The following is a 14,469-nucleotide window of genomic DNA, read 5'->3' on the forward strand; positions in this document are numbered from 1 at the left end:
TTAAACTGAATCCATCACCCGCGTTTGCACGCCGGTGATTTGACTGGCGCTGCCACGGGCGGGCAGCAGAATTTCAAAGGTAGTACCCGTTTTGCCGGATCGGCAGGTAATCAGGCCCTGCATTTTCTTCACCAGGCTATGGACGATGGACAGGCCCAGGCCATGGTGCGCACCTTCCTTGGTGCTGCGTACCGCCGAGAACAGGTTGGCCAGTACTTCGGCCGACAGTCCCGGTCCGGTGTCGCTGATCACCAGCTCCAGATACAGTTTGCGTTCGCGGTTGACGTGACCGCGATGCGATATTTCGATCTTGCCGCCGCCGGTCAGCGCTTCGACCGCGTTCTTGATCAGGTTGACCAGGATCTGCTTGAGCAGGTCGGCGTCGCCGTCGATCTCGGCCGGCTCCTCCTGCATGCGCACCACGATCTGCACCGAAGCCGGCACGAACTCGGTGGCGCGGAACAGGCGCAGCACGTCGTCGACCACGCGGGCGACGTCGGTCACGCGCGAGGCGTCGGTCGGCTGCAGGTCGGCCAGGCCGTTGATCAGCTGGCCGACGCGGTCGATTTCCTCGTTCAGGATCGACATCTCGCCCACCACCGGCTCGCGCTTGGCCAGCTTGCTGTCGAGGACCGACAGGTAGTTCTTGATGATCGACAGCGGGTTGTTCACCTCGTGCACCACGCGGCGCGAGGCTTCGCGGTATTCTTCGGCCACATGGGCGATCTGGCGCCGGGCGTGGCCGCGTTCGCTGATCGCCGTTTCCAGCGCGGCCGCGGCCTGCGTGCCGAACGACTGCAGGAAGCGCTCGCGTTTCTGGAACGACGGCATCTGCCAGGCCGGCGCGCCGCCGATCAGGATGCCGAGGCAGCGCTGGTTGGCCACCAGCGGCAGGCACACCATGCCCTCGCTGCCGAGGATGCGGAACAGCTGTTCCTCCGCCACGTTCAAGGTCGGCGACTCGCGGCTGATGTAGGTCAGCTTGCGCTCCAGCGCCGATTCCGCCACCACGCCGCCCTTGTTGAGCGGGATGACGAATTCGGCCAGCTTCTGCAGGTGCTCGCCGGTGGCCATGCCGTGCAGCGCATGGCCGGTCGGATTCTCCATCAGCACCACGGCGTTTTCGAAATCGAACAGGATGCGCGCCGAGCGCGTCATCGATTCCAGCAGGCCGGATTCGCCCTGCTGGCGCGCGAAGGTCTGGCCCATCTCGGACACCAGCACCATGTTGCGCACTTCCTCGGACAGCCGCTGCTGCACCGGATCGACCGCCGGCGGCGCATAGGCGGCCGGCGTCGGGATGTCGTCGGCGCCGGCCAGGTCGATGCCCAGGTAGGCGGCGGACTTCTCCACCTGGCGCGCGGCGTTGCGGATGATCTGTTCCAGCGTCCCGGCGTCGAGGCCGCACAGCTGGCTGGCGTCTTCGATGGCCTGCTCCTCCTCGCCCTCGTGGAAGCACAGCAGGTGCGCCAGGCGCACGATGCGGATCAGCGGATGCGCCGACTCCAGGCGCGCAATCGGCTCGTGGTGATACAGCACGCTGTCGGCCAGGAAGGAATCGAGGTGCCAGCGTTCGATCAGCCAGGCGCCCGCTTCCGAGTGCGTGATTTGCAGCGTGCGCTGCTCGACGGCGCACAGATCCTCGTCGTCGCGCGCCGTGAAGTTGAACGAGTATTCCTTGGGCGCGGTCGCCAGCAGCGCCAGCCGGCCGACGTTGTGCAGCAGGCCGGCCAGGTAGGCTTCCTCGACGTGCGGGTACTCCATCTTCTTGGCCACGTCGCGGGCGATGACGGCGGTGGTGAGGGAACCTTTCCAGAAGCCGCGCAGATCGGTGCTGCCCGAATGGGGGAAGCTGTTGAAGGTCTGGAACACGGATTCGCTGATGACCAGCGTCTTGATCATGTCGGTGCCCAGCGACACCAGCGATTGCTCCAGGCCGACCGTGCGCTGGTTGCGGTGGTAGGCCGAGCTGTTGGCGACGGTGAGTATCTTGCTGGTCATCGCCGCATCCTTGGCGATGAGGGCGGCCAGCTCCGGCATGCCAGCGTCGTCGGCTTGCAAGTGCTCAATCAACTTAATGAGTATCTGCGGCATTGCCGGCAGACGGGCAATCAGCAGGCGATTGCGAATATCATGGTCAGGTTGATGCATCGTATCAAGCGGTCTTGGGGGCCAGGAAACGTTGTATTAAAAAATTATACTAACATAAAGTCTCGTAGTAACTTAATAGCAAGTAAGATTTCTTTCTAAACTAAGTGAATTTCCTGCCGTTAATGATTATCGGACCGGATGGCGTAGAAGCATGCGCCGGTAATAGCGCGACGTCAACCACAAAACGAGAGCAGAGGTACTAAATGCCATCTGTCCCGCGGCTAACCACAGCACCGAATGTGATAGAAAGGGTGCAATCACCCCCGCCACCATCGCTCCCAGCAGGGTCACGGCGAAAGATTGGCAGGATGCCACCGTCCCCCGGATATGCGGAAACAGGTCCAGCGCCAGCAAGGTTGCCCCCGGGGCAACGAGCGACATGCCGAAGGCATACACGAACATCGGCGCCACCGACCACGGCAGCGAAGCGGGCATCAGCGCATGGTATGAAAGGTTAAATATCGACGCCGCCAGCAGGAAACAAAAGCCGATGCCGATCTGTCGCGAAAATGTCATCTTTCCGGCAATCCGGTTCGCCGCCAGCGCGCCGAGGAAGATCCCCGCCACCGATGGAATGAACAGCCAGCCGAACTGGCCCGGCCCCAGGCCCAGGTGTTGGGGCAGGAACACCGGCGCCGACGAGATATACAGGAACAATCCGGCGAAGTTCAGCGCCACCACGCCGGACTTCATGTGGAACAGCGGCGAGCGCAGGATTTCGCCGTAATTGCGCAGCAGGAAGCGCGGATTGAAGGGATGGCGCTTTTCCTTCGGCAGCGTTTCCGGCAGGCGGCGGTAGCAGTAGATGAACAGCAGCACGCTGTAGGCCAGCAGCGCCAGGAAGATGGCGCGCCAGTCGAACAGCGTGACCACCCAGCCGCCCAGTATCGGCGCGATGGCCGGCGCGATCGAGAAGATCATCGTCACCATCGACAGCAGGCGCGCGGCGGCGGCATCCTCATACAGGTCGCGGATGATGGCGCGGCCGACCACCACCCCGGCCCCCGCCGACACGCCCTGCAGGATGCGGAACACCCACAGGTACTGGACCGTGTGCGCGGCGGCGCAGCCCAGCGTGCCGATGGTGAACGTCACCAGCGACACCAGGATCACGTTGCGGCGGCCGAAGGCGTCCGACAGCGCACCGTGCCACAGCACCATGCAGGCAAAGGACAGCATGTAGAAGGTCAGGCTTTGCTGGACCTCGATAGCGCTGGCATGCAGCGTGGCCTGGATGTTGGGGAAGGCCGGCAGGTAGGCGTCGATCGAGAAAGGCCCCAGCATCGACAACGCGGCCAGCGTGGCGGCCAGCGCGCCGGCGGAGAGCACCCTCATGTGCGAAGGCGGCGGCGGCGGAATGTCCGCGGCGGGGTCGGGAGGAATATTGGCGGGAGGCGTAGGGAACATAAAACGTTTTCCTTCGAGAGCGCATGCTGTCACCCCCAACCGCGATGCCGCAGCCGGGGTCGGACCCCGCGCGGCCCCGCGGGGTTAGGCGGTTAGACTTCTTTGGGTTTGGCGGCTTCGCGGCGGTTGAAGCCAGCCACCATATCGAAGCGGAACAAGCGGCATTCCAGCGCGCCGTTGAAGAACGGCGTCTTGCGCGATTCCTTCAGGCGCAGCAGCTTGGGCAGGCCCAGGTCCGCCGTGAACAGGAACACCGTCCAGCCGGCGAAGCGCTGCTTGAGCGTGGTCGACAGCGCCGAATAGAAGCTGCTCGCCAGCTCGTCTTCCGGCAGCGTGCTATCGCCGCGCACGCCGATACGCTCGCCGTACGGCGGGTTGGTCAGCAGGATGCCCGGCTGCTCGGTCGGCGCCTTCACTTCCTGCGCCTCGATCTGCTTGAGCGGCACGTCGAACATGATGCCGGCGCATTTCAGGTTATGGCGCGTCATCGCCACCATGTCGCCCGAGATGTCGGAGCCGAAGATGGTCGGCGACTCCGGCAGCGGATTGGCCTTGATCGAATTCTTCATGTCGTTCCACGGCGCCGGATCGAAGTCGTTGAAGGCTTCGAAGGCAAAGCGGCGGCGCGCGCCCGGCGGTATGCCCTGCACCATCTGCGCCGCTTCGCACAGGATGGTGCCGGAGCCGCACATCGGGTCGAACAGCGGGATGCCCGGCTTCCAGCCCGACACGCGCAGCAGGCCGGCGGCCAGGTTCTCGCGCAGCGGCGCGTCGCCGGTTTCCTCGCGCCAGCCGCGCTTGAACAGCGCCTCGCCCGAGGTATCGAGATAGATGATGAACTGGCGCGCGTCGAGGAAGCCGACGATGCGCATGTCCGGTTCCTTGGTGTTGACCGAAGGACGCTTGTCGAACTGGTCGCGGAAGCGGTCGCAGATGGCGTCCTTGATCTTCAGCGTGGTGAACTCCAGGCTTTTCAGCGGCGACTTCACGGCGGTGACGTCGACGCGGATGGTATGGTCGTAGGTGAACCAGTCTTCCCACGGCTGCGCCAGCACCAGGTCGTAGATGTCGTTCTCGTTCTGGTAGCCGGTGACGGCCATGCGCATCAGCACGCGCGAGGCGATGCGCGAGTGCAGGTTGATGCGGTAGGAATCAAGCAGGTCGCCCGAGCAGTGCACGCCGCCCGGAACCTGGTTGTGCACCTTCATGGTGGTGCTGAGTTGGGCGATCTCGCCCAGTTCTTCGGCCAACGCCGCTTCCATGCCGCGCGGGCATGGGCAAAAATAGGATGCCATAGGTGTACCTTTTGTCCGTTAAAAAATGCGCGCCGCCCGAGTGGCGCGGCGCGTTTACTTCTGCATTGCCCGCTCCAGGAAGTCCAGGCGGTCCTGGCCCCAGAAGCTTTCTCCATCCAGCACATACCACGGCGAGCCGAATACGCTGGCCGCCGTCGCATCTTCCGTGTTGCGGTCGTACTCGGCCTGCACGCTGGCCGTTTCCGCCGATTTGATCAGCGCGCGGCCATCGAGGCCGCAGCTGCCGGCGATCTGCGCCAGCGTGTCTTCGTCGCCGATATTCTTGTCTTCAGCCCACAGCGCGCGCATGACGGCGAACGACAGCGCCAGCGCCACGTCGACGCCGTGCGTCAGGCGCGCCGCCACCACCATCTTGTTCGACAACTCCGGCGACACCGGGAAAAACTTCGGCTGCACATTCAGCGGAATGCCGAGAAAATCCGACCAGCGCGTCAGCTCCAGCAGCCGGTAAGCCTGGCGCTGCGGCGCGCGCTTGGCCAGCGGCAGGCCGCCGGACACGCCGAACACCTTGCCCAGGTCGAAAGGCTTGACCTCGATCTGAACGCCATGCCGGCGCGCCATCTCAACCAGGCGGTCATGGCCCATGTAGGCCCACGGCGAATGGGTGGCGAAAAAATACTGGCAAACTTTGCTCATGACGCTCCGATCAGAATGGTTTGACGACTACCAGCAGCACGATCGCCAGCATCAGGAACACCGGCATTTCATTGAAGACGCGATACCACTTGTGGCTGCGGGTATTGGCACCCTTCTCGAACTTCTTCAGCATGCCACCGCACGCGTGGTGATAGCCGATCACCAGCACCACGAAGAACAGCTTCGCATGCAGCCAGTGCGGCATCTGCGCGCCATACTGCATGTAGACCAGGATCGCGCCGAACACCACCGCAAACACCGACAACCACATCGAGAAGCGATACAGCTTGCGCGCCATGAGCAGCAGGCGCGCGGTGGCGGCCTTGTCGGTCTCCATCGCCAGGTTGACGAAGATGCGCGGCAGGTAGAACACGCCGGCCATCCAGGCAATGACGAAGAATATGTGCAGCGCTTTAATCCAGAGCATGGCTTCCTTTATTGACGGATTTCGCCGTGACCGAACACGACGTACTTCAGCGAAGTCAAACCTTCCAGCCCGACCGGGCCGCGCGCGTGCAGCTTGTCGTTCGAGATGCCGATTTCGGCGCCCAGGCCGTATTCGAAACCGTCGGCGAAGCGGGTCGAGGCGTTGATCATCACCGAGGCCGAATCGACTTCGCGCAGGAAGCGCATCGCGGCCGTATGGTCTTCCGTGATGATGGCTTCCGTGTGCTTCGACGAGTACTTGTTGATGTGCTCCATCGCCTCGTCGATGCCGTCGACGATCTTCACCGACAGGATGGCCGCCAGGTACTCGGTCGACCAGTCTTCCTCGGTGGCCGCCGCCAGATGCGGATAGCCCGCCAGGATCACCGCCGCTTCCGCGTCGGCGCGCAGCTCGACCTGTTTGGTCGCGTACAGCTTGGCCAGCTCCGGCAGCACCGCCGGTGCGATCGCGCGCGCCACCAGCAGCGTTTCCATGGTGTTGCAGGTGCCGTAGCGGTGGCACTTGGCGTTGAAGCCGATGTCGACCGCCTTCTTCAAATCGGCCCTGGCGTCGATGTAGACGTGGCAGATGCCGTCCAGATGCTTGATCATCGGCACGGTGGCTTCCTCCATCAGGCGCGCGATCAGGCCCTTGCCGCCGCGCGGGACGATGACGTCCACGTATTCCGGCATGGTGATCAACGCGCCGACGGCGGCGCGGTCGATGGTGTCCACGACCTGCACGCCATCCTCCGGCAGGCCGGCGCCGGCCAAACCTTCCTTGACCAGCTTGGCCAGCGCGCGGTTGCAATGGATCGCTTCCGAGCCGCCGCGCAGGATGGTTGCGTTGCCGCTCTTGATGCACAGCCCCGCCGCATCGACCGTGACGTTCGGACGCGACTCGTAGATGATGCCGATCACGCCCAGCGGCACGCGCATCTGGCCCACCTGGATGCCCGACGGGCGGAATTTCAAGCCGGAGATTTCACCGATAGGGTCCGGCAGCGCGACGATCTGGCGCAGGCCTTCCACCATCGTGGCAATGGCCTTGTCGGACAGCGCCAGGCGGTCCAGCATGGCCGGCGCCAGGCCGTTGGCGGCCGCCGCGTCCATGTCCAGTTGATTGGCGGCGCGCAGTAGTGCGGCGTCGCGCTCGATCGCATCGGCGATCAGCGTCAGCGCGCGGTTGCGCGTGGCGCTGTCGGCGCGGGCCATGGCGCGCGATGCCTTGCGCGCCTGCTGGCCCAGTTGTTCCATGTAGTGCTTGATATCCATCGCTATCCCTTGTACCGTCATTCCCGCGCAGGCGGGAATCCATGCCGAGCATCCTGGCCGGCGCTCTATGGATTCCCGCTTTCGCGGGAATGATGGCGGTTATCCGCCGCGGGCGACTCTTAACGCCAACTGCAGCATCGAATCCCACGCGTCGCCGGCATGCGCTTTGGCGCGCAAGCCCTTGATCATCTTGTCGACCTGCGCCGCGTCCTTCATCGCCGCCTCCAGTACAGGCAGCGAGATGCGGCGCAGCGCCGGCTCCATCATGCGTTCCTTCGGTCCCCAGATACGATACTCCTTGAGCAGCGCACCCAGCGGACGGCCCTGCGCCATGCCCGACTTGAGCTTGAGCAGCGTGCGGATTTCCTCCGACACGGCCCACAGCACCAGCGGCAGCGCTTCGCCCTCGCCCTTCAAGCCTTCCAGCATGCGCACCAGACGCGCCGGATCGCCCGACAGCATCGCTTCGCTGAGCTTGAACACGTCGTAACGCGCCACGTTCAGCACCGCATCGTGCACCTGCTCGTAGGTCAGCTTGCCCGGCTCGTGCAGCAAGGCCAGTTTCTGTATCTCCTGATGGGCCGCAAGCAGGTTGCCTTCAACGCGATCGGCGATGAAATCGATGCTCTGCCGGTCCGCGCTCTGCCCTTGTGCGGCAAGGCGCTGGCCTATCCAATTGGGCAACTGCGCCCGTTCCACCTGCGCGATGTCGATATACACCGCGGCTTGTTGCAGGCTGGCGACCCAGGCCGCCTTCTGCGTCTGCCAGTCCAGCTTGGGCAGCGTGATCAGGGTCAGGTTGTCCGGACTCAGATCCTTCACATAATTCTGCAGCGCCGCGCCGCCATCCTTGCCCGGCTTGCCGGTCGGGATGCGCAGCTCGATCAGCTTCTTGTCGCCGAACAGCGACAGCGCCTGGTTGGCCGCCAGCAGCTCGCCCCACTTGAAGCTGCGCTCCACGGTCAGCACGTCGCGCTCGGAATAGCCTTGCGCGCGCGCCGTCTTGCGGATCTTGTCGGCCGCCTCCAGCGCCAGCAAATGCTCGTCGCTGGTGATGACGTACAGCTGCGACAGCGATTTGCTCAGATGGCCGTCCAGCGCTTCCAACCTTAATTGCATCGCGCGTCCTTACGCCTTCGGCGGCAGCGAAACCTGCGGCACCTTGATGGCCGCGATACGGCGCATCATCTGCTGCACCAGGTCGGTCTGCATATCCTTGTACAGCAGCGCTTCTTCCTGCTCCTTCGCCAGCAACTGGGTTTCGTTAAAGTCGATCGGGCGGGTCAGCAGCAGCTGGGTGTTCCCCAGCAGCTCCTTGCCCTGTTTGTCCAGCACGCGGAACACGATGTTGTACGACAGCAGATACTGACGCACGCGACCATTGCTGTTCAGCGACAGGATGGACTTGGTGCGGGTCTTCTCCGGATCGGAAATCACTTCGATCACGCCGTCGGCATCCTTGGGCGAATTGACGATCGTCGTGCCGCCGTTGGCGCGGATGTTGCGCTTCAAATCGATCGCCAGCGGCGACGACTCCGGCAGCCCGACATACATCGTCGGGAACGGCAGCGTGTAGTGGCCGCCGTCGCCGCGCAGATGGAAGCCGCACGCCGACAGCACCAGCGACAGCGCCAGCAGCGCCGCCCAGAGCCGGCCGCGCCGGAACAGATTCGAAGTAGTCGCCATGTTGTATCCGTTTAAACCACGATGTTGATCAATTTTCCCGGCACCACGATGACCTTCTTCGGCGTGCCTTCGATGAACTTCTGCACGCTTTCCTCGGCCAGCGCCGCCGCCTCGATGCTCGCCTTGTCGGCGGTTTTCGACACGACCACGCTGCCGCGCAGCTTGCCGTTCACCTGGATCATCATCTCGATCTCGGCCTGCTCCAGCGCCGCGGGATCGACCTGCGGCCACTGCACGTTGAGGATGTCGCCGTGCGCCTTGGCGTAGCCCAGCTCTTCCCACAGCACGTGGGTGATGTGCGGCGCCACAGGGTTCAGCAGGCGCAGGAAGATCGCGTAGCCTTCGGACACCGACGCGGCGTCCGCATCCTTGGCCGATTCCAGCGTGTTGAGCATCTTCATGCAGGCCGACACCACGGTGTTGTACTGGATGCGCTTGATGTCGTAGTCCGCCTGTTGCAGCACCTTGTGCAGCTCGCGGCGCAGGGTCTTGCCGGCGTCGGTGGTGGCGGCGGCGGTCAGCGGCGCGCCGGCGGCGGCGATGGCCTCGCGCTGCGCGTAGCCGAACGCCCACACGCGGCGCAGGAAGCGGTTGGCGCCTTCGACGCCGCTGCCCGACCATTCCAGCGTCTGTTCCGGCGGCGAGGCGAACATGGTGAACAGGCGCGCGGTGTCGGCGCCGTACTGTTCGATCTGCGCTTGCGGATCAATGCCGTTGTTCTTCGACTTGGACATCTTCTCGGTGCCGCCGATCAGCACCGGCTGGCCGTCGGCCTTGGACACGGCGCCTTGCGGACGGCCCTTGTCGTCCAAGGTCAGGTCGACGTCGGCCGGGTTGAACCAGGTCTTCTTGCCGGCCGCGTCTTCGCGGTAGTAGGTCTCGTTCAGCACCATGCCCTGCGTGAGCAGGTTGACGAACGGCTCGTCGAACTTGACCAGGCCGAAGTCGCGCATGATCTTGGTCCAGAAGCGCGCGTACAGCAGGTGCATGACCGCGTGTTCGATGCCGCCGATGTACTGGTCCATCGGCATCCAGTAGTCATTGCGCTCGTCGACCATCTTGTCCGCACCCGGCGAGGTATAGCGCATGTAGTACCACGACGAATCGACGAAGGTGTCCATGGTGTCGGTTTCGCGGCGCGCGGGCTTGCCGCACTGCGGGCAGTCGCACTTGAGGAAGGCTTCGTATTTGTTCAGCGGGTTGCCGGTACCGTCGGGTACGCAGTCTTCCGGCAGCACCACCGGCAGGTCTTTTTCCGGCACCGGCACCACGCCGCAGTCGCCGCAATGGATCATCGGGATCGGCGTGCCCCAGTAGCGCTGGCGCGAGATGCCCCAGTCGCGCAGGCGGAAGGTGATCTTCTTCTCGCCCAGTCCCTTGGCTTCCATGTCGGCGGCCACGGCGTCGACCGCTTCCGCGTAGCGCAGGCCATCGTATTTGCCGGAGTTGGTGACGATGGAGATGTCCTTGTCGCCATACCATTCCTGCCAGGCGTCGGCGGAGAACTCCTTGCCTTCGGCCTTGATGACCTGCTTGATCGGCAGATTGTATTTCTTGGCGAAGGCGAAGTCGCGCTCGTCGTGCGCAGGCACGCCCATGACGGCGCCGTCGCCGTAGGTGATCAGCACGTAGTTGCCGACCCAGACCTCGACCTGATCGCCGGTCAGCGGATGGGTGACGAACAGGCCGGTCGGCATGCCCTTCTTCTCCATCGTCGCCATGTCCGCTTCGATGACGGAGCCCAGCTTGCACTCGGCGTTGAACGCGGCCAGTTCCGGATTGGTCTGCGCGGCGTGGATCGCCAGCGGGTGCTCGGCCGCCACGGCGGCGAAGGTCACGCCCATGATGGTGTCCGGACGGGTGGTGAAGACGTACATCTTGCCGTCCTGGATCAGGGAGCCGTCGGCGCCCTTGATCTGGTGCGGGAAGGCGAAGCGCACGCCGGTCGACTTGCCGATCCAGTTGGTCTGCATGGTGCGCACACGCTCGGGCCAGCCTGGCAGCTTGTCGTCGACATAGGCCAGCAGCTCGTCGGCGTAGTCGGTGATGCGGGCGTAGTACATCGGGATTTCGCGCTTTTCGATCAGCGCGCCCGAACGCCAGCCGCGGCCGTCGACCACCTGCTCGTTGGCCAGCACGGTCTGGTCGATCGGATCCCAGTTCACGGTGCCGGTCTTTTTGTAGATGATGCCTTTTTCCAGCATCTTCAGGAACATCCACTGGTTCCACTTGTAGTATTCCGGCTTGCACGCGGTCATTTCACGCGACCAGTCGATCGCCAGGCCCATCGACTCCATCTGCTCGCGCATGTGGGCGATGTTGGAATAGGTCCATTGCGCGGGCGGCACGTTGTTGGCCATCGCCGCGTTTTCCGCCGGCATGCCAAACGCGTCCCAGCCCATCGGCATCAGCACGTTGTAGCCGTTCATGCGCAGATAGCGGTACATCACATCGTTGATCGTATAGTTGCGGACGTGACCCATGTGCAGCTTGCCCGATGGGTAAGGCAGCATCGAGCATGCGTAATACTTGCCTTTCGGGAAACGCGGGTCGTGCTCGACGGCTTTGTAGGCGTCGATGGCTTTCCAGTGGGATTGCGCGGCTTTTTCTACGTCGGCGGGACTATATTTATCTTGCATGGTGGTGTGGCGCCAAAAGTGAATATGAACCGGACATTATACTGGCTGAAGCGCCAATAGCGCACGAGAGTCGGCCCCGGCAACCCTCTGAGGTAAGATAGTTCCCATGCTTTACCGCGAATATCCCCCTCATCCCGCCCTTGCCGCCCATGTGGAGTGCATGTGGACGGCCTGCGTGGCGGGCGTCGCGTCCGGGCAAACCCACACGCACCGGGTGTTGCCGGACAATTGCGTCGACATCCTCTGGCAGGACGGCGGCCAGGCCGGTTTTGCGGTGGGCATGATGACCAGCGCCATCCAGGTGGCCAGCAGCGGGCCCGTGCGGACGGTGGCGGTGCGCTTCAAACCGGGCGCCGCCGGGGTTTTCCTGGCCTTGCCGCTGCACGTGCTGACCGACCAGCGCGCCGATATCGACCAGTTGTGGGGCCGGAGCGAGGCCGACCGGCTGGCCGACGGGCTGTGGACCGGAGAGCTATCCGACCATCAGCGCATAAAATTAATTGAAAAACAACTCCTGCAACGCTTGGCCGAACGCGTCGCGGACGGCGGCGCGGGCGCCGATGCGCTGGTGCGCCGGGCACTGTCCGCGCTGGACGCCAGCGGCGGCGGCCTGCGCATCGAGGACCTGGCGGCGCGGATGGGCGTGTCGCGCCAGCACATGGCGGCGCAGTTCCGCGAGCGGGTCGGCCTGTCGCCCAAGCTCTATGCCCGCATCTGCCGCTTCCGCCGCGCCACCAGTGCGCTGAAAGCCGCTGCAGCGCCGGACTGGGCGCAACTGGCGCTGGACTGCGGCTATTTCGACCAGTCCCACCTGATCCACGAGTTCCAGGAATTTTCCGGCAGCGCCCCGGAGCGCTTCCTGCTGGCGGCCTAGCTTCCATTTTTACAATCGCCGCCGCTGGCTATGTGCCAAGATGATGTTTTCAACATCTTCATGGAGACAGGCATCATGATCAAGGGACTACGTACTGCGGCATATCCGGTGGCGGACCTGGCCGCCGCCAAGGCCTGGTACGGCAAGGTGTTCGGCACCGGGCCGTATTTCGACCAGCCTTTCTACGTCGGCTTCAACATCGGCGGCTTCGAACTGGGGCTGATACCGGACGGCACGCCGGGCACCACCGGCAGCATGGTCTACTGGGGCGTGGACGATATCGAGGCCGAAGTCGCGCGCATCGTGGCGCTGGGTGCCACCTTGCCGGGGGCGATCCAGGACGTCGGCGAGGGCATCAGGACGGTCGAACTGGCCGACCCGTTCGGCAACCTGCTTTGCCTGATCGACAACCCGCACTTCGATTTGGCAGCAGTCCGCTAGCGGATGTGGCACACTACTGCCTCTGAAAAATAAAGAGGTAGTGCCATGTCCCGCCGTAACGCCAACCTGATCAAGTCGCCCGAGCAAATCGTCCTGGCGCGTGTCGCCGCCCAGCTGGCGGCCGATGTGCTGACGATGATCGGCCCGCACGTCAAGGCCGGCGTGACCACCGGCCACCTCGACAAGCTGTGCAACGACTACATCGTCAACGTGCAGCAGGCGATACCTGCCAACGTCGGCTACGGCGGCTTCCCGGCCACCGTGTGCAGCTCGGTCAACCACGTGGTCTGCCACGGCATTCCGGCCGACGACGAGGTGCTCAAGGATGGCGACATCATCAACATCGACGTGGCCGTCATCAAGGATGGCTGGCACGGCGACACCAGCCGCATGTACTACGTCGGCGAGCCGTCGAAATCGGCGCGCAAGCTGGTCGAGACGACGTATTCGGCGATGTGGGCCGGCATCCGCGCCGTCAAGCCGCGCGCCACCTTGGGCGACGTCGGCTTCGCGATCCAGACCATCGCCGAGAAGGCCGGCTACAGCGTGGTGCTGGACTACTGCGGCCACGGCATCGGCATGGTGTACCACGAGGAACCGCAGGTGACGCACTACGGCCGTCCGGGCCAGGGCGTGGTGCTCAAGCCGGGCATGCTGTTCACGATCGAACCGATGATCAACGCCGGCCGCGCGGCAACCAAGGAATTGAGCGACGGCTGGACCGTCGAGACGCGCGACAAATCCTTGTCGGCGCAGTGGGAACACATGGTGCTGGTGACCGAGACCGGGTTCGAGGTGCTGACGCTGGCGCCCGGCGAAACCGGCGCCAAGGCGCAAATCCCTATCGCCGGCTGATTATTTCAGCGTCAGCTTCAAGGCCGGCTTCTCGCCGTAATCTTCGTAACGCTCGTTGATGCCGGCCACGCAGTACGCCACCTCTTCCAGGATATCCGGCACGGCGGCCTTCATCGCCCCGGCGTCCTGGATGACGATCTCCAGCACCTCGTTCGGCTTCAGGCGGAACTTGCTCATGCCGTCTTCATCGCGCAGATAGCTCAGACAATCGACCCAGGCGTCCATCGTGTTGCCGTAGCCGTCGGGGAAGCCCATCGCCGCCTTGCAGGCCGCGTGGAAGCTGCCGAAATCGACGATCGCCGCGCCGTTCAATTCTGCGGTTGCCATTATTTTTTCTCTTTCCTGGGGTCCGTCACGAATCCCAACTTCGTCAATCCGTTCGACTGCGCCGCCGCCATCACCTGCGCCACCACTTCGTAGCGGGTGTCCTTGTCGGCACGCAGCTGCAGTTCCGGCTGCGGGTCCAGTTTGGCCGCTTCGACCAGGCGCTTTTCCAGCCCATCCTGCTCGACCGCGTCGTCGTTCCAGTAGATCTTGCCGGCGCCGTCGATAGACAGCGTCACCGTGGCCGCCTGCTGCGGACTGGCTTGTGCCTGCGCCTTCGGCAGGTCCAGCTTGACGGCGTTGGTGAACATCGGTGCGCTGAGGATGAAGATCACCAGCAGCACCAGCATCACGTCGACCATCGGCGTGACGTTGATGTCGGCCATCGGCCCCGGATTGCGGTGGTGGTTGAATGCGCCAAAGCTCATGCTTGCTCCCG

Annotated in this window: 14 protein-coding genes; 3 read left to right on the forward strand and 11 right to left on the reverse strand. The window is 63.9% G+C overall.

The window, feature by feature from the left end; translation table 11 throughout:
* From ABWW33_RS25945 to leuS, 9 genes are all read right to left on the reverse strand, one after another.
* Entirely contained in the window at positions 1-2,094 is a 2,094-nt protein-coding gene (locus tag ABWW33_RS25945; RefSeq protein ID WP_176655700.1) for an HDOD domain-containing protein, read from the reverse strand.
* Positions 2,095-2,277: 183 nt separating this feature from the next.
* Positions 2,278-3,558, reverse strand: coding sequence for a multidrug effflux MFS transporter (locus ABWW33_RS25950; RefSeq protein ID WP_176655701.1), 1,281 nt, complete (start codon positions 3,556-3,558; stop codon positions 2,278-2,280).
* Between the two features lie 92 nt (positions 3,559-3,650).
* The gene (locus ABWW33_RS25955) at positions 3,651-4,853 is read right to left on the reverse strand and encodes a THUMP domain-containing class I SAM-dependent RNA methyltransferase (RefSeq protein ID WP_444551018.1); all 1,203 of its coding nucleotides are present in this window, start codon (positions 4,851-4,853) and stop codon (positions 3,651-3,653) included.
* Positions 4,854-4,907: 54 nt separating this feature from the next.
* Positions 4,908-5,510, reverse strand: a complete 603-nt coding sequence (locus tag ABWW33_RS25960) for a 2-hydroxychromene-2-carboxylate isomerase (protein ID WP_353404344.1) — start codon at positions 5,508-5,510, stop codon at positions 4,908-4,910.
* Positions 5,511-5,520: 10 nt separating this feature from the next.
* The gene (locus ABWW33_RS25965) at positions 5,521-5,937 is read right to left on the reverse strand and encodes a CopD family protein (protein ID WP_176655703.1); all 417 of its coding nucleotides are present in this window, start codon (positions 5,935-5,937) and stop codon (positions 5,521-5,523) included.
* Positions 5,938-5,945: 8 nt separating this feature from the next.
* Positions 5,946-7,211 carry a glutamate-5-semialdehyde dehydrogenase gene (locus tag ABWW33_RS25970; protein ID WP_353404345.1) on the reverse strand — a complete coding sequence of 422 codons (1,266 nt, stop codon included), beginning with the start codon at positions 7,209-7,211 and terminating at the stop codon, positions 5,946-5,948.
* Positions 7,212-7,310: 99 nt separating this feature from the next.
* Entirely contained in the window at positions 7,311-8,330 is a 1,020-nt protein-coding gene (gene holA, locus ABWW33_RS25975; protein ID WP_176655705.1) for a DNA polymerase III subunit delta, read from the reverse strand.
* Between the two features lie 9 nt (positions 8,331-8,339).
* Positions 8,340-8,897, reverse strand: coding sequence for an LPS-assembly lipoprotein LptE (locus ABWW33_RS25980; protein WP_176655706.1), 558 nt, complete (start codon positions 8,895-8,897; stop codon positions 8,340-8,342).
* An 11-nt stretch (positions 8,898-8,908) separates the two neighbouring features.
* Entirely contained in the window at positions 8,909-11,536 is a 2,628-nt protein-coding gene (gene leuS / locus ABWW33_RS25985; RefSeq protein ID WP_353404346.1) for a leucine--tRNA ligase, read from the reverse strand.
* A gap of 106 nt (positions 11,537-11,642) precedes the next feature.
* Here leuS and ABWW33_RS25990 point away from each other — a divergent pair, with 106 nt between their 5' ends.
* From ABWW33_RS25990 to map, 3 genes are all read left to right on the forward strand, one after another.
* On the forward strand, positions 11,643-12,410 hold the full coding sequence (locus tag ABWW33_RS25990) for a DUF6597 domain-containing transcriptional factor (RefSeq protein ID WP_353404347.1): 768 nt from the start codon (positions 11,643-11,645) through the stop codon (positions 12,408-12,410).
* Between the two features lie 75 nt (positions 12,411-12,485).
* Positions 12,486-12,851, forward strand: a complete 366-nt coding sequence (locus ABWW33_RS25995; protein ID WP_353404348.1) for a VOC family protein — start codon at positions 12,486-12,488, stop codon at positions 12,849-12,851.
* 45 nt (positions 12,852-12,896) lie between these two features.
* On the forward strand, positions 12,897-13,706 hold the full coding sequence (gene map, locus ABWW33_RS26000; protein ID WP_353404349.1) for a type I methionyl aminopeptidase: 810 nt from the start codon (positions 12,897-12,899) through the stop codon (positions 13,704-13,706).
* Here map and ABWW33_RS26005 read toward each other — a convergent pair whose 3' ends face one another.
* Positions 13,707-14,033 carry a barstar family protein gene (locus ABWW33_RS26005; protein WP_353404350.1) on the reverse strand — a complete coding sequence of 109 codons (327 nt, stop codon included), beginning with the start codon at positions 14,031-14,033 and terminating at the stop codon, positions 13,707-13,709.
* Positions 14,033-14,458, reverse strand: a complete 426-nt coding sequence (locus ABWW33_RS26010; protein WP_353404351.1) for an ExbD/TolR family protein — start codon at positions 14,456-14,458, stop codon at positions 14,033-14,035. The genes ABWW33_RS26005 and ABWW33_RS26010 overlap by 1 nt, the downstream gene beginning before the upstream one ends.
* Positions 14,459-14,469: the final 11 nt, after the last annotated feature.

The sequence above is a fragment of the Duganella hordei genome, from assembly GCF_040369125.1.
Lineage (GTDB): Bacteria > Pseudomonadota > Gammaproteobacteria > Burkholderiales > Burkholderiaceae_D > Rugamonas > Rugamonas hordei.

Coding starts and splice junctions, on each gene's coding strand:
- ABWW33_RS25945 (WP_176655700.1), bottom strand. CDS start 2,094: ATGCCGCAGATACTCATTAAGTTGATTGAGCACTTGCAAGCCGACGAC.
- ABWW33_RS25950 (WP_176655701.1), bottom strand. CDS start 3,558: ATGTTCCCTACGCCTCCCGCCAATATTCCTCCCGACCCCGCCGCGGAC.
- ABWW33_RS25955 (WP_444551018.1), bottom strand. CDS start 4,853: ATGGCATCCTATTTTTGCCCATGCCCGCGCGGCATGGAAGCGGCGTTG.
- ABWW33_RS25960 (WP_353404344.1), bottom strand. CDS start 5,510: ATGAGCAAAGTTTGCCAGTATTTTTTCGCCACCCATTCGCCGTGGGCC.
- ABWW33_RS25965 (WP_176655703.1), bottom strand. CDS start 5,937: ATGCTCTGGATTAAAGCGCTGCACATATTCTTCGTCATTGCCTGGATG.
- ABWW33_RS25970 (WP_353404345.1), bottom strand. CDS start 7,211: ATGGATATCAAGCACTACATGGAACAACTGGGCCAGCAGGCGCGCAAG.
- holA (WP_176655705.1), bottom strand. CDS start 8,330: ATGCAATTAAGGTTGGAAGCGCTGGACGGCCATCTGAGCAAATCGCTG.
- ABWW33_RS25980 (WP_176655706.1), bottom strand. CDS start 8,897: ATGGCGACTACTTCGAATCTGTTCCGGCGCGGCCGGCTCTGGGCGGCG.
- leuS (WP_353404346.1), bottom strand. CDS start 11,536: ATGCAAGATAAATATAGTCCCGCCGACGTAGAAAAAGCCGCGCAATCC.
- ABWW33_RS25990 (WP_353404347.1), top strand. CDS start 11,643: ATGCTTTACCGCGAATATCCCCCTCATCCCGCCCTTGCCGCCCATGTG.
- ABWW33_RS25995 (WP_353404348.1), top strand. CDS start 12,486: ATGATCAAGGGACTACGTACTGCGGCATATCCGGTGGCGGACCTGGCC.
- map (WP_353404349.1), top strand. CDS start 12,897: ATGTCCCGCCGTAACGCCAACCTGATCAAGTCGCCCGAGCAAATCGTC.
- ABWW33_RS26005 (WP_353404350.1), bottom strand. CDS start 14,033: ATGGCAACCGCAGAATTGAACGGCGCGGCGATCGTCGATTTCGGCAGC.
- ABWW33_RS26010 (WP_353404351.1), bottom strand. CDS start 14,458: ATGAGCTTTGGCGCATTCAACCACCACCGCAATCCGGGGCCGATGGCC.